Source organism: Gammaproteobacteria bacterium (genome assembly GCA_015709635.1).
Classification (GTDB): domain Bacteria; phylum Pseudomonadota; class Gammaproteobacteria; order Burkholderiales; family Nitrosomonadaceae; genus Nitrosomonas.
The window spans coordinates 97,305-119,952 of record CP054180.1; the positions used below are offsets into that span (position 1 = coordinate 97,305).

At 53.2% G+C, this 22,648-nt stretch carries 22 protein-coding genes; 9 read left to right on the forward strand and 13 right to left on the reverse strand.

All coding sequences use genetic code 11. The features are described 5' to 3' along the window. Positions 1 to 11: 11 nt before the first annotated feature. Positions 12 to 776 carry a zinc-dependent peptidase gene (locus tag HRU78_00480; protein QOJ22305.1) on the reverse strand — a complete coding sequence of 255 codons (765 nt, stop codon included), beginning with the start codon at positions 774 to 776 and terminating at the stop codon, positions 12 to 14. A 248-nt stretch (positions 777 to 1,024) separates the two neighbouring features. On the opposite strand from HRU78_00480, the gene HRU78_00485 reads away from it, so the two are divergent. Then, positions 1,025 to 1,219 (forward strand): entry exclusion lipoprotein TrbK, encoded by a 195-nt coding sequence (locus tag HRU78_00485; GenBank protein QOJ22306.1) that lies wholly within the window; start codon positions 1,025 to 1,027, stop codon positions 1,217 to 1,219. A 133-nt stretch (positions 1,220 to 1,352) separates the two neighbouring features. Here HRU78_00485 and HRU78_00490 read toward each other — a convergent pair whose 3' ends face one another. The 5 genes from HRU78_00490 to HRU78_00510 form a co-directional block, all read right to left on the reverse strand. Further along, the gene (locus HRU78_00490; protein QOJ22307.1) at positions 1,353 to 3,314 is read right to left on the reverse strand and encodes an alpha-amylase; all 1,962 of its coding nucleotides are present in this window, start codon (positions 3,312 to 3,314) and stop codon (positions 1,353 to 1,355) included. A 110-nt stretch (positions 3,315 to 3,424) separates the two neighbouring features. After that, on the reverse strand, positions 3,425 to 5,134 hold the full coding sequence (locus HRU78_00495) for an ABC transporter ATP-binding protein (protein ID QOJ22308.1): 1,710 nt from the start codon (positions 5,132 to 5,134) through the stop codon (positions 3,425 to 3,427). A 42-nt stretch (positions 5,135 to 5,176) separates the two neighbouring features. After that, positions 5,177 to 5,869: a lipoprotein-releasing ABC transporter ATP-binding protein LolD gene (gene lolD / locus HRU78_00500; protein ID QOJ22309.1), complete on the reverse strand. Its 693-nt coding sequence runs from the start codon at positions 5,867 to 5,869 to the stop codon at positions 5,177 to 5,179. Further along, entirely contained in the window at positions 5,862 to 7,109 is a 1,248-nt protein-coding gene (locus HRU78_00505; protein ID QOJ22310.1) for a lipoprotein-releasing ABC transporter permease subunit, read from the reverse strand. Before HRU78_00505 ends, lolD begins: the two co-directional genes overlap by 8 nt. Before the next feature lie 107 nt (positions 7,110 to 7,216). Beyond that, positions 7,217 to 7,936 carry a Crp/Fnr family transcriptional regulator gene (locus HRU78_00510; GenBank protein QOJ22311.1) on the reverse strand — a complete coding sequence of 240 codons (720 nt, stop codon included), beginning with the start codon at positions 7,934 to 7,936 and terminating at the stop codon, positions 7,217 to 7,219. 640 nt (positions 7,937 to 8,576) lie between these two features. Here HRU78_00510 and HRU78_00515 point away from each other — a divergent pair. Both HRU78_00515 and HRU78_00520 read left to right on the forward strand, forming a co-directional pair. Beyond that, complete coding sequence (locus HRU78_00515) at positions 8,577 to 9,752, forward strand: hypothetical protein (protein QOJ22312.1); 1,176 nt, start codon at positions 8,577 to 8,579, stop codon at positions 9,750 to 9,752. 242 nt (positions 9,753 to 9,994) lie between these two features. Next, positions 9,995 to 10,264 carry a hypothetical protein gene (locus HRU78_00520; protein QOJ22313.1) on the forward strand — a complete coding sequence of 90 codons (270 nt, stop codon included), beginning with the start codon at positions 9,995 to 9,997 and terminating at the stop codon, positions 10,262 to 10,264. Positions 10,265 to 10,304: 40 nt separating this feature from the next. On the opposite strand, the gene HRU78_00525 is transcribed toward HRU78_00520, so the two are convergent. Then, on the reverse strand, positions 10,305 to 10,820 hold the full coding sequence (locus tag HRU78_00525) for a septal ring lytic transglycosylase RlpA family protein (GenBank protein ID QOJ22314.1): 516 nt from the start codon (positions 10,818 to 10,820) through the stop codon (positions 10,305 to 10,307). A 181-nt stretch (positions 10,821 to 11,001) separates the two neighbouring features. Between HRU78_00525 and speB the strand changes: the two genes are divergently transcribed. Further along, positions 11,002 to 11,973 carry an agmatinase gene (gene speB / locus HRU78_00530; protein ID QOJ22315.1) on the forward strand — a complete coding sequence of 324 codons (972 nt, stop codon included), beginning with the start codon at positions 11,002 to 11,004 and terminating at the stop codon, positions 11,971 to 11,973. A 310-nt stretch (positions 11,974 to 12,283) separates the two neighbouring features. On the opposite strand, the gene HRU78_00535 is transcribed toward speB, so the two are convergent. Further along, positions 12,284 to 13,090: a hypothetical protein gene (locus HRU78_00535; protein QOJ24846.1), complete on the reverse strand. Its 807-nt coding sequence runs from the start codon at positions 13,088 to 13,090 to the stop codon at positions 12,284 to 12,286. A gap of 278 nt (positions 13,091 to 13,368) precedes the next feature. Between HRU78_00535 and HRU78_00540 the strand changes: the two genes are divergently transcribed. The 5 genes from HRU78_00540 (at position 13,369) to HRU78_00560 (ending at position 18,650) form a co-directional block, all read left to right on the forward strand. Further along, positions 13,369 to 15,204 carry a copper oxidase gene (locus HRU78_00540; protein QOJ22316.1) on the forward strand — a complete coding sequence of 612 codons (1,836 nt, stop codon included), beginning with the start codon at positions 13,369 to 13,371 and terminating at the stop codon, positions 15,202 to 15,204. Between the two features lie 82 nt (positions 15,205 to 15,286). After that, complete coding sequence (locus HRU78_00545) at positions 15,287 to 15,937, forward strand: hypothetical protein (GenBank protein ID QOJ22317.1); 651 nt, start codon at positions 15,287 to 15,289, stop codon at positions 15,935 to 15,937. A gap of 319 nt (positions 15,938 to 16,256) precedes the next feature. Further along, entirely contained in the window at positions 16,257 to 17,234 is a 978-nt protein-coding gene (gene cysK, locus HRU78_00550; GenBank protein QOJ22318.1) for a cysteine synthase A, read from the forward strand. Between the two features lie 47 nt (positions 17,235 to 17,281). Next, positions 17,282 to 18,184: a serine acetyltransferase gene (locus HRU78_00555; protein QOJ24847.1), complete on the forward strand. Its 903-nt coding sequence runs from the start codon at positions 17,282 to 17,284 to the stop codon at positions 18,182 to 18,184. Positions 18,185 to 18,236: 52 nt separating this feature from the next. After that, entirely contained in the window at positions 18,237 to 18,650 is a 414-nt protein-coding gene (locus tag HRU78_00560; GenBank protein ID QOJ24848.1) for a heme-binding protein, read from the forward strand. A 63-nt stretch (positions 18,651 to 18,713) separates the two neighbouring features. Here the strand turns inward: HRU78_00560 and HRU78_00565 are convergent, their stop codons facing one another. From HRU78_00565 to cysB, 5 genes are all read right to left on the reverse strand, one after another. Then, the gene (locus HRU78_00565; protein QOJ22319.1) at positions 18,714 to 19,208 is read right to left on the reverse strand and encodes a DUF2165 domain-containing protein; all 495 of its coding nucleotides are present in this window, start codon (positions 19,206 to 19,208) and stop codon (positions 18,714 to 18,716) included. A gap of 137 nt (positions 19,209 to 19,345) precedes the next feature. Next, positions 19,346 to 20,212 carry a Tim44 domain-containing protein gene (locus tag HRU78_00570; GenBank protein QOJ22320.1) on the reverse strand — a complete coding sequence of 289 codons (867 nt, stop codon included), beginning with the start codon at positions 20,210 to 20,212 and terminating at the stop codon, positions 19,346 to 19,348. A 142-nt stretch (positions 20,213 to 20,354) separates the two neighbouring features. Beyond that, on the reverse strand, positions 20,355 to 20,819 hold the full coding sequence (locus tag HRU78_00575; GenBank protein QOJ24849.1) for a DUF3293 domain-containing protein: 465 nt from the start codon (positions 20,817 to 20,819) through the stop codon (positions 20,355 to 20,357). A gap of 26 nt (positions 20,820 to 20,845) precedes the next feature. Further along, complete coding sequence (locus HRU78_00580) at positions 20,846 to 21,403, reverse strand: cytochrome c (protein QOJ22321.1); 558 nt, start codon at positions 21,401 to 21,403, stop codon at positions 20,846 to 20,848. Between the two features lie 80 nt (positions 21,404 to 21,483). Then, entirely contained in the window at positions 21,484 to 22,434 is a 951-nt protein-coding gene (cysB, locus tag HRU78_00585; GenBank protein ID QOJ22322.1) for an HTH-type transcriptional regulator CysB, read from the reverse strand. Between the last annotated feature and the right edge of the window lie 214 nt (positions 22,435 to 22,648).

Genomic DNA, 22,648 nt, shown 5'->3' on the forward strand with positions numbered 1-22,648 from the left:
CGGTACGGGAATCAACGCCAGCGTTGCGCCGGATCCTGGCGGTAAAACAGCGCGAGCTGTTCGTAAACGGCGGGGAAATGTTCCTGCGTAACGAGCGGCAGTTCAAAAAACGCTTCGCTCAACACCGCGAAAAACTCCGCCGGACTCTCCGCCGCATACGGATCGAGCACGGTTTCCTGCTGCCGGTCGACCTGACGGCAGAATTTTTTGTAGGCTTTGCTGAACACGTCATGCCAGGTGTACGCGCTCATGTTGGTGTGCAATTCCGGGCAACCGTTGGAACCTTCGAACAGCATGTCGATCTTGTGCGCGAATTCGTGGATTACGACGTTTTCTCCCCAGTGTGAACCCGGTTCCGCCGCATCCTGCCAGGAAAGGATCACCGGCCCGGCAGACCATGCCTCGCCCGAGGCCGGGTGATGCACGTGGTGCACGATGCCGAATTCATCCTCGTAATCATAATCCAGCATGAATTCGCCGGGATACACAATGATCTGGCTCCAATTGCGGTAGTAATCAAAATCGAGATTCAGAATCAGGATGCACGCCTGCAGAGCGATCGTCACGCGCATTTCCTCGGTGATTTCCAGTTCATGCGCACCGTAAAATTGCTTGTCATGGAGAAAAAGCGTGACGCAGTCGCGCAGACGCACAAACTCGTCCAAATTGAGTCCTTTCAGGCAACGCAAATGAATTAATTTTTGCCAGATGGCATCGGGTATACCTTCGTGCTGAAGAATCCGGTTCCGGCGCCAGTTTGTTAAACTCCATGACATAAGGGTGATCTCCTGAGGGCAGCTTCGATTCGCTCGTACCACGTCTTTAGACGAAATAGCGGAAGATAATTCAGTACCGGGGATCGCTGCATAAAATAAAAATAATACCGCCAATACTAAGACTAAGACCGTAAGAATTCAGGTAGAATTATAACGTTAGGTTCGTGTGGCCGGACCGGCATCAAGCGATTGAGAAATCAGATCGATACATCAGGCCATGGTAAGTATTTTAAAAAGGAATTTTTTCGATGAATTTTAAATATAGCGTTGTTGGCATTATTGGTCTCAGTATCTTGTTGATCGGCTGTGGCGGAGTCCCCGAACCCAGTTCGGAGAATTGCTCAGGAAGAGGAATGGAAACAGCGCTTACCGCTTTCAAAAACAACGAAGCTGCACGCGAAGCCTTTATTGCTAAATGCGATGAACTGAAAAAAGCAAAATAAGCGTGGCACGAGAAACTCAAATCCCTGCCGGATTGGTTTCTCAACCGTAGTTGAGGGTAATTTCGTTAAGCGGCGGATCGAAGCTCATGCTTCCGATTCGCCGTTTTGTTTTGCAGGTAGCGATGCAGCTTTGCTACGGATGATTGACCAGCACCAGCGTTTCGGACGGCGGCACATTGCGGATTTCCACGTAGGCTGTGCCGTCGCTCGTTTGTTTAACGCGTAACCGGGAATTTATCGGATGGGTGATACCAGCGGTTGATTCCGCCACCGTTTGCTGTGTGTTGATCACGACTGTCAGTTCACTTCCGGGCGGGCTGAGGTTGGCGTCGACGATCACGTTGCCGCCGCGCATTTCATAGCCGTGCGGATTGACGATGCAGAGTGCTTCGTCGTCGTCGAGTATGCGTGACCAGGCGATGATTTCACCGGCTGCGCCGGATTCGAACGGTGCATCAAAATTCGAGATCAGGCGCTGGTATTGCCGCCCTTGGCGAAGCACCGGAAATTGTTTGCGCAGTGCGGCTAAAGCGGCGATGCGCCGGTAAACCGGGAAATCGTTTTGGAAGCAGTGCGCTCCGGCGGTGCCGAACGCACCGAAGCCGGGTAAATCGGGATCTTCACTGTTGACACCAGCTGTGAGTCCGGCGAGACCGGCCCGTCGGGGATGCAGCGGCCCGAACATCGCTTCGCGCAGATAACGGTCGGCATGATCGCCGCTTTTGTATCCCGGCAGGAACCGCCGTTCGGATTCTTCCGGCCCGGCGAAGGATTGTTCGGTGCCGTAATAAATGCAGGGAATGCCGAGCGTGAACAGTTGAATCGCCACGGCGGCGGCGACTTGCCGGTCGGAAGCGGCTTCGCTGCTGAAGCGGACTTTTTCTCCGCTGACTTGGTCGTGATCATCCAGAATCGATACATGTTTTTGTCCCAGATTGCGGTGCGACCCCATTTCGGCCTTTCCCGGATCGAATCCGGTGAAATACGCTGCCGCGGGCAGCAAGCCTTTGGCGACATTGTGCAGGGTCGGGCGCATGCCGCCGATATCGAGCGCGGCGTCGAGATTGCGACCCAGCACATCGAGGTAGCGGTCTTCGGCAAAGTCGCCTCCGGCGATTTCACCGGCGAGCAGAAAATTCGCTTTGCCGAGGTTGGCGGCGAATTCCTTGATGGCGCCGCAGAAGTTGCGTGCTTGTTCGAACGAGACATGCTTCAGCGTATCGATGCGAAAGCCGTCGCAATCGGTCAGCGCGATCCAGTATTTGTAGCATTCGGCCAGGTGGCTCAGCACGCCGGTGTAATCCAGGTCGAAATCGCGCAAGGTGAAGAAATCGGTGCGTTTATGCTCCGCGTGCGGATCGTCCAGGCTGCCGCCGCCCAGATCGCCCAATCCGGCGCGGCTGTAGCAATCCGGAGCTTGCAATTCCTGCGGCCAAACGCCTTCGTCGGTTGCACGAATTGTAGTGCCGATCGGCTGCCCGGTCTGCCCCAGCCATGAGCCGAAATCGTAGCGCTGCGGGAAGGGTTTGAATGCCGGCATTTCCACGCCGCCGGGATAAACCCAATTGAATCCGGAATGATTGAAGATGATGTCCAGAATGATGCGGATGCCGTGCTGATGCGCGGCAGCGACCAGATCGGCCAAGTCGGTGCGCGTACCGAAGTGCGGATCGACATCGAGGAAGTGCTGCACGCCATAGCCATGGAAGGTGTCGAGATGCCCGCGCTGGCGGAAAACCGGGCTGAGCCAGATCGTCGTAATGCCGAGTGTTTGCAGATAATCGAGCTTCGATTCGACACCTTTGAGTGTGCCGCCCTGCCAGCGGAAAGCGCCGGATTCCGCCCAGCGGTCCCAGCGCCAGTTTTGCCCATCCGATCCATGGGGCCGCGCGGCCGCGCGGTTGTTCCGATCAAGTAGCGGCCGGCTGTTTTCCCGGCCGTCGCTGAAGCGGTCGACCAGCAAAAAATAGAGTGCTTCATCGCGCCAGTCTGCGGGGGAAGCATAATAATGCTGGCGGCGCGGTAACGGTACATCGGATTGCACGCTGCGCGGCAGCGCTTGTTGCAGAATGTCGTTCGCGAATGGTGTTTTCATCGATCATCCCTCCGGTAGTGAAGCAATGAATCTTGTCACCGAGGGATTTGTTTTACTCCTAAACGCAGCCGATGGCAATTTTTCCGCCGCCAGCAGTTCGGGTAGTGTGATTACACGTGCGCTACTTGCTGCGACAGCGGTTCCGCAACACCGTTGGAAAGTATGAATACGCGATCGGCGGCGTTAATGACCGCCGGCTGGTGCGAGACGGCGATAATCGTCAGATCCTGCGCCAGATTTTGCAGCGTTTCGCAGATGGTGCGTTCGCTTTCCGGATCGAGCGCGCTGGTGGGTTCGTCCAGAATCAGGAACGACGGTTTGTGCGCCAGCGCCCGCGCAATCGCAATGCGTTGACGCTGTCCGCCGGACAGCAGGCCACCGCGTTCGCCAACCACGGTTTGCAATCCATCCGGCAGCGCACTGACAAAATCCCACGCACCGGCTTGGCGCAGCGCCCGCTCGGCATCGGCGGCGGTGAGCGTCGGTTCACCGACCAGAATATTGCTCAGCACGGTATCGTGCAGCAAAATGGTGTCTTGCGAGACATAGCCGATCATATGGCGCCATTGGCGCAGGTTGAGGTCGTGCAGCGAGATGCCGTCGATGCACACTTCGCCGGATTGCGGCTCGGTTAATCCGCACAGTAGGTCCAGCAAGGTGCTCTTGCCAACACCGGATGGCCCCATGACGGCGGTAAACGTATTGATCGGAATGTCGATATGCAAATCGCGGAAGATGACTTTGCGCTCATAATTGAATTTGACATGATGCAGCGTGATGCCTGTTTGCAGTGTGGGAGTCAATGTTCCGGTCGCTCTCTCCGCTGCCGCGCGCGCACCTTCGGCGGCTTTGCGCAAAGCCCAGTAAGCACTCTCTTGCGCGGCCAGCTGCTGGTGCCGGCGTTGTGTCTTATTTAACAAACCCAGGATACGCGTCAGCAAAAATACCATCAGCATGACTTCCGGCAGGGATAACTGCCAAACGACCAGTGCGAGGTATAGGCCGCTGGCTGTCAGAGCAGCCAGGATGGGCTCTTGCAGCGAGTTTAGCGCTTCCCGGTTCATCACCTCGCGGCGCGTGGCTTTTTCCAGTTGCTGCGTTTGCTCGCGCAAAATGGCATCGGCCACGTTATCGCGCGCCATCGCTTTGAGTGATTTCACCGAACTCAACACATCCGACAGGTAAGCAAGCAGATCGCGTAACAAATAGGTTTGCTTCGTGCCTGCACGGCGGGTTGCGTTGACCAAGCTGTTGAGCGCATAGAGCAGGAAGGAACCGATAACCAACGAAGCGAGGGTTGCTTCCCATGAAATGAATAATGCGACGATGGCGTGCACCAGCACCTGCACTACGAGCGCCAGCACATTAACGCTATGCTCGAATCCATTGGCTGCGCGATAAGCTTCCGAGGCAATGGAATTGGCGAGTGAACCGACCGGCTGGCGCAGATAATACTGCCAGCGGCTGGCCAGCAAAGCTTCGATCAGATCGAGGCGCAAAGCGGTGGCCACGTGCGCGACGGTATAACCTACCTGACGGTTGGCCAGCAGCAGCACCAATCCTTTGAAAAACATGCCGCCGACGATGATGATCAAAATCGTATCCAGCGTCGGATCAATACCGATATCCAACAGCATTTTTTCCATGAATTTACCAATGCCGGATTCATTCGATCCGCCAGCATCGCCGACGGCAATCGATATCAAAGGCAGTAGCGCAGTCAGGCTCAACCCTTCGGCAATACCGGCAATCAGTAGTGCAACCAGCACAAAGGCGCTGCGCTGGGGGAAAACCATGATGTACGTAAATAAAGTCCGCATAAGCCGGTTATAAAAATGAATCGGAAATTGTCGGTTGCAGTCTCATGATGCTTGATCGATGCCGCACAGAACGCCGTCGATCAGCTGCTGGATACGCTGTGCGCGATTGGCCAGACGCGTATCGTGCGTGACGATGACCAGACTGGCGTTAATTTTATGATTTAACTCCAGCATCAAATCGAAAACATGCTCGGCGGTTTTCCGGTCCAAATTGCCGGTGGGTTCATCCGCCAGAATACAGGCGGGTTGTGTCACCAATGCGCGCGCCACGGCGGCGCGCTGGCGTTCGCCGCCGGACAGTTCGCCGGGCGTATGCGTCAGACGATGGCTTAAACCGACTTGGTTCAGCATATCGGCGGCGCGCCCGTACGCTTCTTTATTGGACAGACGACGGATCAGCAACGGCATGGCCACATTTTCCAGTGCGCTGAATTCCGGCAGCAAATGATGAAACTGATAAATGAAACCGAGCGAACCGTTGCGCAAGCGGCAGCGCTCCTCTTCACCGATCTGCGCGATATTCTGCCCGAGAATCCGGATATCGCCGCTGCTCGGCGCGTCCAATCCGCCAAGCACATGCAGCAGCGTGCTTTTGCCCGAGCCGGATGCGCCCACGATCGCCAGCATCTCGCCTTCGGCCAAATCCAGATTAACCCCTTTCAGTACCGGAACCGCTAAATCGCCTTGCGAAAACTGCTTAACCAAGTTGCGGCAGGAAATGACGCTATCATTCATAACGCAGCGCCTCCGCCGGATTTACTTTGGATGCACGGTAGCTGGGATAAATCGTGGCCAGCAGACTCAGCACGAACGACGTTGCAGCGACGGTGGTGATGTCCGCCATCTGCGGATCGGTCGGGATTTTACTGATGTAATAAATTTCGCGCGACAGGAATTGCACGTTGAACAAGCTTTCGATAAACGCCACCACTTCGCCGACGTTGTAGGCCAGCAGCATGCCGCCGGCAACGCCGAGAACGGTGCCGAAGACGCCGATGAACGTTCCCTGTACGATGAAGATCTTCATGATGCTGCGAGGGCTTGCGCCCAATGTGCGCAGAATCGCAATGTCGGATTCTTTATCGGTTACTGCCATCACCAAGGTCGAGACGATATTGAACGCCGCCACGGCAATGATCAACGCCAGAATCAGCGACAGCATGCGTTTTTCGATCTGGATGGCGCGGAAGTAGTTGGCGTGCTGTTTGGTCCAATCGCTGATATGACTGTCGATGGTCAGCAATGCAGGTAATTCCTGGACTACTTTGGGCGCTTGAAACAAATCAGTCAGTTTGAGGCGCACGCCGGACACATCGTCGTTTTCCATGCGATACAGTTTTTGCGCGTCGAACATGTGAATCAAGACCAATCCGGAGTCGTATTCAAAATGCCCCACTTCAAAAATACCGACCACGGTGAATTGCTTCAGCCGAGGGAGAATGCCCGCCGGCGTGACTTGACCTTGTGGTGAGATCAACACGATTTTATCGCCGACGAAAGTGCCCAGCACGCGTGCCAGTTCCATGCCGATCACGATACCAAATTCTCCCGGCACCAGGTTGTCCAGTTTGCCGCTGACCATCGAATGGGAGAAATTGGCGACTTTGTCTTCCATCACCGGCAAAATGCCGCGCACCATGACGCCTTGCACGATCTGGTTATGCGACAGCATACCTTGTGCGCTGACATATGGCGCGGCGGCTTCGACGGCCGGATGTTTGCTGGCTTCATCGGCGATCTGCTGCCAGTGGCTCAGGTTGCCATAAGGACTAGCGATCTGCACATGCGACGCCACACCCAAAATGCGAGTGCGCACTTCTTTTTGAAAACCGTTCATGACCGACATGACGGTAATCAGCGCCGTCATTCCCAGTGTAATCCCCATCAGGGAAATCAGCGAAATAAACGAGATGAAGTGATTGCGTTTTTTGGCGCGCGTATAACGCAAGCCGATGAAAAGCTCGTAGGGAGACACGAATTAAAATACCCATAATTAGTTCAATTGCGAAGTTTGCCACATTTAAGCGGGACTTAACAAATAATCAGGCATCGTACGCCGCAATTGTGACCGCAGGATTTCCGCTATAAACTGCCGCGTGCTTCGTTGACCATTTGAGTCAATCTGGCGATATCGAGCACATGCAAATCATGTCCTTGGCGCATGATAAGGTTGTCTTTGACGAGTTTTTTCAGTTCGCGTGAGACCGCTTCGCGGTGCGTGCTGACCAAATTGGCGATTTCAGTCTGGGTTGGCGATGGTGAAATGATTGCGGCATTTGCCGAAGTCATGTGCTCTCTGGCCAGGCGCAACAGCTCCGATTGAATACGGTTGCGTACCGCCAGCGTGCTGAAATCGTAAACCCGCTCGGTGAGGCGGCGGACTTGTCCGGTCAGGCGCTTGAGTATGGTCTCGGCAATTTGCCGGTTGGAGTACACCAGGTGCTGAAAATCCGATGCCGACATCGATGCCAGCAATGCGCTGGTTTTGGCGATTGCCGTGGCGGAGCGGGGATGGCCGTCGATCGCCGTCAATTCGCCGAACATTTCACCTGTTGGTAAGTCGCACAGAATAACTTCCTGCCCCGACAGACCGTGATACAAAATACGGATTTCTCCTTGCACAATGAAAAAAACGCTGTTGTTTTGATCGTGATAGCGCACAATTTCATTGCCTGCATCATAGCGGTGCCACTGACAAGCCGCTGCAATCTTTGCCATGTCTTCGGTTGACAGGTGCTGAAACTCTTTGATTGTCGTCAGCATGGCGATGGCGCGTTCAGGCGATATGTTTCGCGTACTCATTTTCTCCCGCTTGTAAAAAAGTCTTCTGCTGTTTTCAGCTTCTAAGGAAACTCTGAAAAAGATGGCGAGCGATGGTCAGGCAAGGCGAGATCAAGTGAAAAAGCGCAGTGTACGAACGGTAAGTGAGCATTTTGAGCCTGATTTCAACACAGCATGGCCGGGAGCAGCAGTTTTCCAGATCTTTCCTAAGGAACGCTGATTAATTGACTATACGAGCGAATCACTTCGTTACGCGGTACTTGCTTCCTCGCCTATCTTGTTTTGATATGTCTCGGTTGCTGCGTTCCGTGCGCCTCGTGCTTCATCTCGTCCGCCGAATTAATCAGCGTTTCCCTAAGCCAACGTTTTTCCCCTCATGGCGATAATGATATATCAAAGTCGAACCAGATAAAGAACTTCTGTAATGTCCGTGAAAACAAAAAGTCGCAGTGCTGGCACTAGGAGAACTTCAGTTAGTGTCGCAGGAAACAATCAGGATTCGTTGATAATGATCAACATTCTTTTCATCATCCCGGCTATTTTGAATTAAAGAAAAGATTGGAATATATTATAAGAGCGGCTTAATAAGCTGGCGCTTGCTAAGTTGGAGTCAGTCGTTTCGCTTGATATGCAAAAATGCAAAAGGGGGAGGAAGAAATTCATGACAACCTTTTTGAATAGCAAAAATTTCGCAGCCCGCTCCGGTGATGAGCAGCAGTCACTGTCCGATGCTTTAGACGATATTCTTAAAAACGATTATCAGGGCAATTTCTTTGCATTGCTGGGCATGTACCAGCGTATTCTGGCGGATAATCATCAGCGTCAGCGCTGGGCGGAGATTCATAAAAAGCTCGATACCTTATTCAAATGCGGCACTGCGGAAGTCATCAGCGGACCGATGATCGGCATCCCCGTTTCCATCCGCGACAGCGATTATTTCAAGGAAGCGGCTCAATGGCTCGGTAAAGAAAGATCCAGGATGGCCACTATCGAATGGATGGCGACCGCCTGGAATGCGACTTATGCCGATACCGGTTTATGGATGGGAAAAACCTTTGAGCCGGTATCGCGTGAGACGGTGGCAAAAAAGACCCGCAATGATGACAAAGCAATGGATGACTATAATCCGGCCACGGTGCGTATCGGGCGCAATTTTTTCCGCGAGCCGCCCGATCCCAACGCGCTGCAAGCCGTCGGTTTGCCGGCGCTGATCCAATTATGGAAGCTGAAAGACCGTCCGATGCGTTTCGATACGGCCGGATTTGACGGCGAGTTGCGGGCGGAAAATTTGGCTAAAGAGAAAGCGATTCCATACAGTAAAACGGGTGGCTATTTTCTCTGTAACATGGGGACTTCCGTGGTTGCGGAAATGCAGGGTAAAAAAGTGTATCAGCTGAACTACCGCTGGCCTGACCTCGGTCCGGTGTATCCCATGACGCGTTTGGTCGATGAAATCGTTCGCATCGACGACGGTATTTATCTGGGGCAATTGGTGTTCGCCATGCAGCATTACAGCTTGGGAGCCTTTGCCTTGCCGAATGGCCAAGTCGTATCGATCGGCGATGACTATCCTTATCGTTCGATGATCGACAATATCAAACGAATTTTTCCCGTGGGCTGGGTGGATGAAAAAGATCCATACGGCTATCAGAATAACGGGTTTTTCCTGATGGTCGATCCGGCTTATGCCAAGGCATTTTATGCAGACGATGCGTTTCCGCAATTGCGTCCGCGTCCGGGTGAAATCGGCTTCAGCGAATTGGGATATGTGCAAACGGCAGCCATTTCAAGCAAGCCGGAAGCAGCGCAAACGGCAACGGCTGGAGCGCAGCACTAGCCGGAAATCACCGATTGGGTTGAAGGCTGGAAAAAAGACGAAGCGCTCAATCGTAAATTCACCACGTTCATCCTGGAAGAATCGCCGAAAGGTGCTGCCGATAGCCAAGAAACGGCCGATTGGTATGATGAAACAAGCCGCACGAGCGGTCTTGATTACTATCACGGCTACGCTCAGTCTGCACTGCGGCTTTGCCGAAACGTTCCGTCCCGATTTCCGCAACATCAAGTACGATGAGGAGAATGCCCGGTATCAAGCCATGGCTGGAGCGTATCGCCACCGGTTATTTCGATTTCCCGCCGGTTAATCTCACGTATAGCGCAAAAGGGCCTGGTTCATGGAAATATGAAGCACTGGGTACGCTCAAAGTTACCGATGGTAAGGATGAAAAGTTCGAAATCAGGTCTAGCTTTCTGACCAGCAACTGGAAATTGTTCCACGACGCATTGCAGTTGCACCGGTTTTATGTGATTCATGAGCTGTTGCCGCGTTATGGCATTTGTGCGGCATAGCGGTAATGCGGTGAATGTTATTGGCAAATTATCAAACGCTCTATTTCTGGCTGATTTTCTCGTCGAGATGCTCGATTCTGACTCTGGCCACGCCGTGCAAGCCGATCTTTTTCGCCGCGCCGTGCGATAGATCGATGATTCTGCCTTTTTTGAACGGCCCGCGATCGTTGACCAGAACGTCGACATGACGGCCGTTTTGCAAATTGGTCACCCGGACACGCGACGGCAATGGCAAAGTCTTATGCGCAGCGGTTAAGCCGTGCGGAACGAAGCGTGTTCCCATGGCGGTGCGATTGCCCGATTCCGAGCCATACCACGAGGCATGGCCAACCTCCCGGTAGCCGGCAGCCGAGCGCATCGGGTAATAAGTGACGCCGTTTATCGTGTAGGGTTTGTTGTAAGGTGCGGTGAGATTGGGGTTGCGTTGGCTGCCCGTGTCCGGCGAACGCGGCGAAGTACCGGAAAACATCGAAGCGCAGCCGCTGATCAAACCGGCGGTTAATAGCATCACACCGATATGCTTGCGATAGGTTGACTGTTGCGGGGTGTCTGTCATTCACAAGTTCCCAAAACGCGGTTGATTATAACGGCCATTAACTATGATCCATGGCATGAGTTTTTGTTCGCATCACAAAATCTTGAATCTGCACCGGCTGATCATATTATCATCGCAAGCCGGTGCTGAAGTTGCAAGACTGCGCCAGCGCATTCAACGACAAAGGAAGAGGGATTGAACGATGACGGATAACAGCCAGATCAAAATTAATGGCGCGATAGCACGCGAGAATCCTCACGGCATGTTGCGCGAACCGACTTTCTCGGGGGTGCTTTCCTTCATGCGGCGCAATTACAGTAAGGATATCGCCGGAGCCGAGCTGGTGATCAGCGGCGTGCCGCTGGACCTGGCGGTGTCCTACCGTTCCGGCGCGCGTTTCGGGCCGCAGGGAATCCGCTTGGCGTCGGCGGAAGTAGCGTCGCTGAAACCCTATCCGTGGGGTTTTGATCCATTCGAGAATCTTGCCGTGATCGATTTTGGCGATTGTTATCTGGATGTACATAATCCGATGACGATCCATGAGGCGATTGCCGATCACGCCCGGCATATCCTGGCATCGGGTGCGCGCATGCTGACGTTCGGCGGCGATCACTACATCAGTTATCCATTGTTGAAAGCGCATGCGGAAAAGTTCGGCGCACCGCTGGCGTTGATTCATTTTGATGCGCATAGCGATACCTGGCCGGACAATTCACCCAGTTCGCTGAATCACGGCTCGATGTTTTATAAAGCCGTGCAGGACGGATTGATCGATCCCCGGCACTCGGTGCAAATCGGTATTCGCACCTGGAATGACGATTTCATGGGCATACATGTCTTGGATGCGACCTGGGTGCACCGGCATGGCAGCGATGCGGTGATCGCCGAAGTTGAACGTATCGTCGGCGATCGTCCGGCGTACTTTACCTTCGATATCGATTGCCTCGATCCGGCGTATGCGCCCGGCACCGGCACGCCGGTGTGCGGCGGACTGACCACTGCGCAAGCATTGGCGATCATTCGCGGCTTTACCGCGATCAATTTGATCGGCATGGATATCGTCGAAGTCTCGCCGCCCTACGACCACAGCCAGATCACGGCGCTCGCCGCCGCGCATATCGCCTGCGATCTGATTTGCTTGCTGGCGAAGCGCAAGGCCGATGGCTTGCTGTGAATTCGGCGTAGCAGTTTCAAAAAGTACCGCAATCACTTGTCCAATCGCGAGTTTGCGTGATGTAGTGAGCCGTCCGTCCACAGAGATGGCGGTATGCCGGTCGTAGTGAATTTCGATACCGTTGACACAGATGTTTGGCGCCAATGATGCCCGTGCCGCTGATGCCGGCGCCAGACTAGCGGGATTGATCGGCGAAGCGTGGCTATCGCAGTTGTTTTTTGCGAATGCGTTGATGGTACAGAGAAATGTTAAAGCGAGAATGCCTAGTTTCCAGGTGCCGCTTCGGCTTATTGTTCTTGGTGAATTTTTTTCATGTGATCGTCAGGTCTTTTTCCGTACCGTTTTTTTCCGGCTCCACCGCTTCGCTGTAATAATAGATGCCGAAAGTCATGCGCTGCTTAGGCTCGTTCTTTTGCACATCGTTTCTTTCCAGTTCCATGGCGATTTTATTGACGGCGAGCAGCGTTTCCATGCCCAGTTGTTCGGATTTTTCTGCGAGTGTTTTGACGGAATCCGCGCTTAATCCGTCGTAGTACACGCTGCGTTCCAGAAACGGTTGAGCTTGACCGAGCAGATTGCTGGTTGCGGCTGCCGCATGGTCATGCACGTTGTGGCCAAAATAAAAAACTTTTTCGTCGAAGCCGTGTGCTGGTATGAACGCTGCCGTATTGAGACAGACGCGATTTTCCTCATCGAAATGGGCAATACCGAGCCTGAGCCATTCGTCCAGCACAACGCGCGAACGGATATCGCAACTTATATTGGCTACCAATCCTTCAAAGGAGATGTCACCGCCTTCTCTAGCGAACCTGGGCAATCGCTTGGGTTGATTGTTTTCATCCAGATAACGCGGATCCGTGGTCCACAAATTGACCAGCCGTACACCGAGCGATACCGCTTGCGGGGCGGTTTCGGCGTCCGCGCAGTAATCATGGCGCAAGCGTTTGATGTCTTTGCGATGGATACCGGTGAGCAAGCTCAAGTGACTGTCGCTGGATGGTTTTCCGCCAATTTTGAAGTCGTTTTCCGCGACTTCGACAAATAAATCTTTCAGCATTTCTGCCAGGAACGGATAGGTAATTCCTTTCGCCAGCATCAACTTGACAAAGGGGCGCAGCACCCGGCGCAACGCGGTGATCAGCGCAGGTGAAGGGGTGGAATGGGTTGGATGCACGCCATGCATGAGATCTGTTGACTGGTCAATGAATGCGGATCTGATTGATTGCGAGCGATTCTAGCATAATGCGGGAAAATGTCACACAAATTCATTGACATGGGATTTTCTCCCACGTATAGTGCCGCGTGTGCGGGAAAATATCACACAAGAATGCTTTCACAAATAACTGATTGTATTGAAATCAACTGTTTTCAGAGAATCCAAAAGAGAGGTTTTATATGTTTGAAAAATCAATCGTCGCAAAGATCACAAATGCCGTTTTTTATTGCGCTGCAGCCTCGGTTTTATCGGCAAACACCGTGTTTGCCGGCGGCAGTCAGATCAATTTTGCGTTGACCGATATTCCGGGGCGCTGGTTTGATACCGGAGCGGCGATCGCAGGTAACCGTTCGATTGCCATTGCTGCACCGGGTGTGCGGGTCAATTTTTCCGGTGATTCGAACACCGTGCACACCAGAAGCAGCTTGATCTATCCCACCGGGGCCGTCGGTATGCCGTTCAATACCGAGCCGAAGAAAGGCGGTGACAGTCTGACACTGACCACGCCGGGATTATATGTGTTTACGTGCAGTATTCACCCGTACATGTTCGGTGCCGTGATTGTCGATGATCCGGCGACCGGCGGTCTTGATCTGGGGTCTTCGCTCAGTTTGATCAACGGTATTACGGTTCCAAGCAGCAGCGATCTGGCCACACGTTTGTTGCGTACTTTCTTCATCGCGACCAATCCCGCCAACTGGCAGGATTATGCGAAAAATACCCCGTGGCATGTCACCTATCCGAACGTTGACGTGCGTGTCGACATCGGCGTTGTCAATTTGCCCGCCGTATTGAATGCACGCTACGGCAATGACATCAATCTATCCGCTTTGCAAAATCCTGCGGTACCTGCGGTTGGAGAAATCTGGGCGGCGACGCAATTTGAGATGACGGCGGGAAAAGAAAAACCAGGTACGGTATCGGCGATTGACGGTAACTCCTGGCAAGTCACGCGCAAAGTGGCGCTACCCTCGATCAAAATGAACAATCCGCATAACATGTGGACGGACAGGGATCAGAATGTGATTTACGTGACGCAATGGTTTGACAAGAAACTGACGGTTTATGACCGCAAAACCGGCGCGCTGATCCGCAACGTATCGGTAGGTGAAGCGCCCGCGCATGTGATGACGCTGACCGATACGGATAGACTGCATATTACCAACAATGGCGATACCCGCACGGATTCCGTGATGGAGCTGAGTCCATTGGCCGCCCAAGTGCTGCGCCGGGTGGATATCGGGAGAGGCAACGCGCATGCGCACTGGATGAGCCATGACGGCAAAACCATGGTGACGCCGAATGTGCTGAGCGGTGATACCACGCAATATAATTTCAGAACCAATCGTATCGAAGCCATTTTGCCGGTGAGCGGACCCTTCAGCCATCCGTTGGCCACCGGCATGATGCCGGATGCCAGCAAATATTACGTCGCTAATTTGCTGGACAGCACCATCACGGCGGTCGATATGGTAACGCATACCGTTATCAAGCATATCAACCTGATCGAACATTACGATCCCGTATCCGGAGCGATTTCCGGGCCTGTCGGCGCATTACCGATTCAAACCCCGGTATCGCCGGACGGGAAAAATATGGTTACGGCGAACACATTGACTGGTACCATCACCATCGTCGATACGCGGCCCGATTTGGCGACAACCGATGAAGTGGTTGCCATGCTGCCGTGCGATCCCGGTTGTCATGGCGTGCAGTATGGCGCCAAGAAAGGCGGCGGCTATTATGCGTATGTCACGAGTAAATTTTCAAACCGGATGCTGGTCGTAGATCCTGATCCCAATGGCGACGGCGATCCATCCGACGCCAGGATCGCAGGTCAAGTCGGGCTTTTTGCCGCAAGCACCACAGCGCGGGATGACGCCATCACAGCTAATCCCGGCATGGGCGGGCAAGGCATTCTGCCGGTTCCGCTGGTTTATAATGGCTGGGTGCAGAATCTGCCCGCAGTATGGCGTAGTCAGCTGACCCCGGCGCAACAAAATCCGATCCAATGACCGCATCACGGGTTGGTGAAATTGGTCGGAAATATTGTATTAATTTAAACGCTGTACAGTACTTTTATTAAAAAGGAAAAAAATGAGTTCAGGGCATGACGAATTGAATGATGATTCATCAACACACGATCACAAAGCCTTCAAATTCACCATTGAGGGTGGCAAAGTGACGGCTGTATTTGAGCTTAAAGACGGTGTGCTGGAACCGAAATCGATCGATGACGACGGTAGCGAAACCTATACCGTGGATGGCAGCCAGGTCGTGCGTACCGAGGTCAAGCCATTTGGCACGGAAATAACCCGCTACGCGGATGCGGACGGCGATGGCCTTTATTTGCGCGTATCCGAGCAGTGGCAGAGTGCAACGGGAAGTCCGGATGACAGGCATCACTTCAGATTCGAGGGGGATCTCTCATTCTCGCCGTCGGATGGCGATGATCACATCGCGGTTCGCGGCGGTGAGGACAGCTCCGGCGGGCACGGTGCCGATGATTTTGTCATCCGCGAAGCGGCCCATTTGCGTATTCAGGACTTCAGCTCGTCGGAACACGATTCGCTGAAGTTCGATACCGGCCTGGGCTTAACTTCAGTGGATCATCTGAAGAGTTTTGTTACCGATGCTCATTATGAAGGCTCGGATCTCGTCGTAAACTTTGGTTCCGATGTATCCATCACGCTGGTCGGTGTCACACCCGGCCAAATCAGCTGGGGCGATGTCAGTGTGCTGAGTTAGCGCCCGCAATCCGGGAGGTTTTTCCAGTCCTCCTCCCCCATTATTGATTTAGCTTTTAACCAAGCTTCCCAGAATCGGCCGTATCGCGCCATTTTGGGAAGCCCAGGGGATTATTTTCTGAAAAATTGACGGCGTTGACCGGAAGAGAAAGTGTCGTTTTCATGCATGCTAATTGTATTCTAGGCTGCTTCGCGATAGCACCAGTTGGTTGTTTTGTACTTTCCGCTGCGGAATGGATGCGTTATAGTGAAATTGTTCCGCGGGCGGAGTTTGGTTATGATGCGTAAGCACGAGCGATCACATACAAAAAGGAAAAATCATGGCAAATTGGTTTGAAGATAACGCATTGTCGATCGGGCGCACTCCGTTGGTGCGCCTGAATCGGGTGACTGACGGCGCGGCGGCTTTGGTGTTGGGGAAAATCGAGGGGCGCAATCCGGCGTATTCGGTCAAATGCCGCATCGGTGCGGCGATGATCGATGATGCCGCGCGCAAGGGTTTGCTGGGGCCGGGAAAAGAAATTGTCGAACCGACCAGCGGCAATACCGGGATCGCGCTGGCGTTTGTGGCGGCGGCGCGAGGCATTCCGCTGACCTTGACGATGCCGGAAACAATGAGTGTGGAGCGGCGCAAATTACTGGTGGCGCTCGGCGCCAAGCTCGAATTGACCGAAGGCGCGCGCGGCATGAGCGGTGCTTTGGCGAAAGCGGACGAGATCGTCGCTTCCGATCCGGGACGCTATGTGTTGCTGCAGCAGTTCAAAAACCCGGCCAATCCGGCGATTCATGAGAAAACCACCGGCCCGGAAATCTGGAACGATACCGACGGTGCGGTCGATATTTTTGTCGCTGGTGTCGGTACGGGCGGAACGATTACCGGTGTTTCCCGTTATATCAAACAGACCAAAGGCAAAGCGATCACATCCGTAGCGGTCGAACCCACGGCCAGTCCGGTATTGTCGCAAAAGCGCGCCGGTGCTTCTTTAGCACCCGGGCCGCATAAAATTCAAGGGATCGGTGCAGGCTTTGTGCCGGATAACCTGGATCTTTCGTTAGTCGATGAAATTGAGCAGGTCAGCAACGAGGAAGCCATCCTGTATGCGCGGCGCCTGGCGCGTGAGGAAGGCATTCTGGCTGGTATTTCCTGCGGCGCTGCGGTGGCGGCGGCGATGCGCCATGCCAAACGTCCCGAGAATGCCGGAAAAACCATCGTGGTCATATTGCCCGATTCCGCCGAGCGCTATCTGAGCAGTATTCTGTTTGAAGGCATGTTTGATCAACAAGGTCTGGCCACATAGTGAGCACGAGTAAGAAGACGCGCGATCTCCTGGTGCGCGGCACCCATTTGGATGTGGATAGTATCGTGACCGAATTGCGTGCGCAGCGGTTGGCATCGCTGGAAAGCCGCAACCGGCACGACCGTCCGCCCCGGCTGCCGTCGCGCAGGATACTGGCGAGCGTCGCGGAAGGTTTGAGCGCGGCGATGTTTCCGAACCGGCTGGGGTCGTCGGAGCTGGCGGATGAAGGCGTCGATCATTATGTCGGCCATACTTTGAATATGACCTTGCGCGAGCTGATGGTGCAAATTCAGCATGAATTGCACTACAACTCGGGGCTGGAAGTTCTCAGCGACGCAGATCGTGCACGGTCAATTGCGGTTACGCAGTCGTTTGCCAAGCGCTTACCGGAAATCCGCGGTTTGCTGGAAAGCGATATCAAAGCGGCGTACGAAGGCGACCCGGCGGCGCGCAACGTCGACGAGGTGCTGGTGTGCTATCCCGGTATTATGGCGATTATGCATTACCGCCTGGCGCATGTTCTGCATGGCTTGGGTGTGCCGTTGATTGCACGCATGATTTCCGAAATCGCGCATTCGGCGACCGGTATAGAGATACATCCCGGAGCGCAAATCGGCGGCAGTTTTTTTATCGATCACGGCACCGGCGTGGTGATCGGCGAGACCGCGATCATCGGGCAGAACGTCCGCTTGTATCAGGCGGTGACACTCGGTGCGAAACGTTTTCCGGTGGATGAGAACGGTGCATTGGTAAAAGGAAATTTGCGCCATCCGATTGTCGAAGACGATGTCGTGATTTATGCCGGCGCCACGATATTGGGGCGCATCACCATCGGACGCGGATCGACGATCGGCGGCAATGTCTGGCTGACGCGCAGCGTGCCGCCCGGCAGCAATATTTCCCAAGCGCAGATGCGCCAGGAAGTGTTCGAGCAAGGCGCCGGGATATGATTGCACCCGTGGCCGCTAACCGCATAAACCTTTTTTCTGCCGTGGAGTGATGATGACGACTCACAAACTAGCACTGACGTTGGATGATGCCAAAAAAATAGCTGCCGGAGCGGAGGCGGAAGCACTGCGGAATAAATGGCCGGTTGTCATCGCGATTGTGGATGACGGCGGTCATTTGCTTTATCTGCAGCGCCTGGATGGCGCGCAGTACGGCAGTGTCCAGGTTGCCATCGAGAAAGCACGCGCCGCGATTGCTTTTCGCCGCTCGACCAAAGTCTGGGAAAACAATGTTGCCGAAGGACGCCTGCACTATTTAGGGTTGCCCGGCGCGCTGCCGGTAGAAGGCGGATTGCCGATTGCGGTCGAGCAACAATTTACCGGGGCTATCGGCGTCAGCGGTGTACGGTCTTATCAGGATGCGCAAATTGCGCAAGCCGGAATCGATGCATGGCTATCTGGCGGTTGAGCCGGTACAAGGCACAGCGGCTTTTGCCGGTCGTAAGTTGGCTCGTATGAAAAACACCATCACTTAACTATGTCTTTCCTCGTCTATTTGAACCAAATAGATGAGCGTCGCGGCAATGATCATCACCAAACGGAATGCGGCTTGCTGTGCATTGGCGGTTTCGGATTGCCACATCAGAAACCATTCTCCGCCCATCGTCATGAATCCGGTAAACCATAGTAAGAAACCCAATGTCAATCCGAGGATTGCGAAGCTTTTGGCGCGGTTGAAGGATGCGGGATCTTTGATGTTTTGGTATAAGCGAAGGCCGCCAAGCCAGCACAATGCGGCGACGGCAATTTCGGTACCGATGATGACGCCGTAAATCGCATGGTGAATCTGCGGGGAATGAATGGCGCGCCATAACGCTTGATTACCGGGAAACGTGGTGTCCATCGTCAGCACATGGCTTACCAGGGTGAAGTTGGAGTTGTAATCGGTGAGATTACCGTAAGCGACAAGCGAAGCGTACAACGCAAAAGCCAAGACCATGACAAGTTTTGATAATCTCGTAACCATGGCATTGATTCAGTTGGGAGTACCGGAAATCGACGGGAATTTTGAACAGAGAGAAACGCTATTGATGTTTCTCCCCGGCCAGCACAGCATCAGAATCAGGTGTGCTGACCGGAGTTTTAATTTACTTGTTACAGAATTTACGAAACTTGTTGAATTCCAGCCAATAGCCAAGTGGCGTCAGGATTTTTCAGATCTTTCTGCACATGCCAGATTTCATCAAAAGCTTCCGGTTCGCCATTCGGTAATTCACGCAGCTGGCCGGTGAAGCGTACGCTGGCGATGGCCATGTCATTGGCAGTTTCGACTTCCAGTAAATGGGCGTCGATGAACATGACTTCGGATTTCTGCTGCGCATCGCCTCTTTCCTGAATTTGCTGACTGATTTCCGCCAGCATTTCCGGGGTTGTATAGTCACGGATTTCATTGGTGTCGCCACGGTCATGCGCAGCCTGCAGGCGGATAAACGAAGCTTTCGCATGGCGGATAAATGGCTCTACTTGAAAATCCGCCGGAATGGCCGGTTGACGATGCGCTGTTGCGGTTTCACCGGCAGCCGTTTCCGCCGCTGGAGTAAAGGGTGGCGTATTAAAGCGGTCTTGCGTGCCGGTGTTCATGCCCGAGTATTGCATCGAAGATGACCGTTCCTCGCTTCTGGGCTTGCGCAGCATGCGGATGATAAAGAAAACCACGCCAATCAGCAGCGCCAGAACCACAAAATCCATCATGTTGACGTTTTCAAATGCGCCACCCATGAAGAGCGCAGCCAGCAAACCGCCAGCCGCGAGGCCCGCCAGCGCACCGCCCCACTTGCTGCCGCCCGACGCAGCCGCTGCTGCCGGCGCCGCTGCGGAGGATGGTGTATTCGGTGTTGCCTGCTGCTGGTTGACCGATTGGCGTTGCGTACCTACATTTTTGCCGCCACCCATGCGTTTTGCTTCTGCATCAAAGGCGAGCAATCCAAAACTGAGAAAGGCCAAAGTCAGAAAGGTGAGTGTTTTCTTCATAAGTGTCTCCCAAACCGTTATTGAAAAATTTGAGTATAGCATCGGGTTTGCATTGCCAGCTATACGGAATTTTTCGACCGTAAATATTTTGAATAATTTCAGGTTAATTGTTGACGCCGCGGATATTGAATTGAATGCGCTTTCAGCGGAGCAGGATCAGACGCGGAATGGCATCATGATCAATCCACACCACAGCATTTTGGTTGAATTGCTGCCCTACCAGTTTTGCGGCATCAAGATCCATTCCGGCGATAAAAAAACTTTTTTCCGCCGGCCATGTGCCTGCCGGATCGGTATGCAAGCCTTCGATCACTGTGTGAGGATGTTGTCGCAGCAGATTCCTGAGCGCTGCGTGCGCGGCCGAATTATCTTCTTCGCTGGATAAGCGGCTGCGGGGATTATACGCGCTGACGATGGCCGCGCAGCGTAGCTTGGAGGCGGCGAGAAATCGTGCAAGCGGTTCCGAGTATTGATCAATTCGCAAAGTGAACGATTCAGGGCTGGTATTAATCTGATAATTTGCGTCGCGATAGCTTGCGATGAGATGCTGAGCGATCACTGGTGGAATTTCAGCGCGATTTATCCGCTGGGTATGGAAACACTGCATTTGCGTAGACAATTATTCAATGTTTCTCAGTGTGAGTGACCGTTATGGTCATGATGGTGCTCTTGATCCTCGGCCGAATGGATAAGGTTTTCGTATTCTTCCTGTGTCATCTTCCGCATTTTGAGGACAAATGCGGTCGTCGCCCAGATGGAATGATCATCATGGCTAAGACCCCAGGCGGGCATTGCCGTCATTTTTAAACCGTTTTTTATCACCCAGAAGTATTTCTTGGCGAGATGCTGTTTTTCTGCTTGATCGTTAATCGCTTCGCGTTGATAAAACACCGGTGCTTGCGGATACAAACCAGCCGAGAGTTCGGTCGGACTCATGCCGGGAGCAAGGTGACACGCTGTGCACATTGCGTGATAGTGCTCGGCACCTTTCAGAAGCATCTCCGCATTGTCCAGTTGCGGTACTTGTAGATCCTTGGCGCGCGCTTCGACGGAGCTTTCGCGCACCCATTCGATGATCTTTTCCGTGATACCCCAATGCTTTTCTGTGGCCGCCATATTGTAAGCGCCGGATCCGAGCGCGATTATGACCAGGATTAGGGATGCCACCAACAAACTGAAGAGCTTTATCATGGTTCACCTTTATTTTGTAATTTGATGACAGTTACCGCTCAGCAATCGAATTGCCATGGTACGTTTAATTTCGGCGGGAATCAATTTTCGTCTTCCGCAAGGCCTTTTTTGCTGCTTTCCAGTTTGGCTTGGATGCTGGCATGGTCAAGATGCGGCGCGAACATCTCGATGAAATCGAAAATATAACCGCGTATATAGCTGTTGCGGCTGATACCGATGCGTGTTGTGCTGGGTTCGAATAGATGGCTGGCATCGATGGATCTGAGATTCTTGTCGCGCTTGGCATCAAAAGCCATGTTGGCCAATATGCCAACACCCAGCCCCAGCTCCACGTAAGTTTTGATCACATCGGAGTCGATCGCCGTCAGTACCACGTTGGGTTCCAGCCCGCGGCTTGCAAATGCCTTGTTGATTTTCGTGCGGCCAGTGAAAGAAAAATCATAAGTGATGATGGGGTATTGGTTAATCGCTTCCAATGTGAGTTTTTTTAATTTCAACAACGGGTGCTTGGGCGGTACGATGATGCACCGGTTCCATTGATAGCAGGGCAGCATGACCAGCTCCGGGTATTGTTCAAGCGCTTCGGTGGCGATGCCTATATCCGCCTCGCCCGAAGTAACCAGAGTCGCAATCTGTGTCGGATTGCCTTGCCGCAAAATGAGCCTGACTTTCGGGTAGCGCGCGGTAAAGCGTTTGATCACGGACGGTAAAGCATAGCGTGCTTGCGTGTGTGTCGTCGCAATCGTGAGCGTGCCGCCGGCTTCATTGGTGAATTCCTGGGCGATTTTTTTGAGATTGTCGGCATCGCGCAGCATCCTGACGGCGGTTTGTATGATCAATTGGCCGGGCGGTGTTATTTTTACAATCCGTTTGCCATTGCGCAGAAAGATATCAACGCCGAGTTCTTCTTCGAGCAACTGAATTTGCTTGCTGATGGCAGGCTGAGAGGTATGCAGATTCTTGGCCGCCCTGGATAGATTCATATCCTGATTGGCGGTTTCGCACAAATAGCGGAGTTGCTGGAGTTTCATGAGTTATGCCTGCTAATGATAAATGGTTATATGTATCTAATATAATATTATTTTGATTTATAAATGGGTATTGTTATTATGCCGGGCAGTTAAAAAGGAAAAATACGGTTGCAAGATTTATTCTGTCAGATTCTCTGATCGGTTTCATTTGTCATACTCACCGGGATTGATCGCCGTGGCAAGTTACAGACGATTACCCCCGGGTTTTTTGATA

Excerpts from the sequence above, each read along its gene's own strand:
- HRU78_00480 (QOJ22305.1), bottom strand. The coding sequence starts at position 776 with ATGTCATGGAGTTTAACAAACTGGCGCCGGAACCGGATTCTTCAGCAC.
- HRU78_00485 (QOJ22306.1), top strand. The coding sequence starts at position 1,025 with ATGAATTTTAAATATAGCGTTGTTGGCATTATTGGTCTCAGTATCTTG.
- HRU78_00490 (QOJ22307.1), bottom strand. The coding sequence starts at position 3,314 with ATGAAAACACCATTCGCGAACGACATTCTGCAACAAGCGCTGCCGCGC.
- HRU78_00495 (QOJ22308.1), bottom strand. The coding sequence starts at position 5,134 with ATGCGGACTTTATTTACGTACATCATGGTTTTCCCCCAGCGCAGCGCC.
- lolD (QOJ22309.1), bottom strand. The coding sequence starts at position 5,869 with ATGAATGATAGCGTCATTTCCTGCCGCAACTTGGTTAAGCAGTTTTCG.
- HRU78_00510 (QOJ22311.1), bottom strand. The coding sequence starts at position 7,936 with ATGAGTACGCGAAACATATCGCCTGAACGCGCCATCGCCATGCTGACG.
- HRU78_00515 (QOJ22312.1), top strand. The coding sequence starts at position 8,577 with ATGACAACCTTTTTGAATAGCAAAAATTTCGCAGCCCGCTCCGGTGAT.
- HRU78_00520 (QOJ22313.1), top strand. The coding sequence starts at position 9,995 with ATGCCCGGTATCAAGCCATGGCTGGAGCGTATCGCCACCGGTTATTTC.
- HRU78_00525 (QOJ22314.1), bottom strand. The coding sequence starts at position 10,820 with ATGACAGACACCCCGCAACAGTCAACCTATCGCAAGCATATCGGTGTG.
- speB (QOJ22315.1), top strand. The coding sequence starts at position 11,002 with ATGACGGATAACAGCCAGATCAAAATTAATGGCGCGATAGCACGCGAG.
- HRU78_00540 (QOJ22316.1), top strand. The coding sequence starts at position 13,369 with ATGTTTGAAAAATCAATCGTCGCAAAGATCACAAATGCCGTTTTTTAT.
- HRU78_00545 (QOJ22317.1), top strand. The coding sequence starts at position 15,287 with ATGAGTTCAGGGCATGACGAATTGAATGATGATTCATCAACACACGAT.
- cysK (QOJ22318.1), top strand. The coding sequence starts at position 16,257 with ATGGCAAATTGGTTTGAAGATAACGCATTGTCGATCGGGCGCACTCCG.
- HRU78_00560 (QOJ24848.1), top strand. The coding sequence starts at position 18,237 with ATGACGACTCACAAACTAGCACTGACGTTGGATGATGCCAAAAAAATA.
- HRU78_00565 (QOJ22319.1), bottom strand. The coding sequence starts at position 19,208 with ATGGTTACGAGATTATCAAAACTTGTCATGGTCTTGGCTTTTGCGTTG.
- HRU78_00570 (QOJ22320.1), bottom strand. The coding sequence starts at position 20,212 with ATGAAGAAAACACTCACCTTTCTGACTTTGGCCTTTCTCAGTTTTGGA.
- HRU78_00575 (QOJ24849.1), bottom strand. The coding sequence starts at position 20,819 with ATGCAGTGTTTCCATACCCAGCGGATAAATCGCGCTGAAATTCCACCA.
- HRU78_00580 (QOJ22321.1), bottom strand. The coding sequence starts at position 21,403 with ATGATAAAGCTCTTCAGTTTGTTGGTGGCATCCCTAATCCTGGTCATA.
- cysB (QOJ22322.1), bottom strand. The coding sequence starts at position 22,434 with ATGAAACTCCAGCAACTCCGCTATTTGTGCGAAACCGCCAATCAGGAT.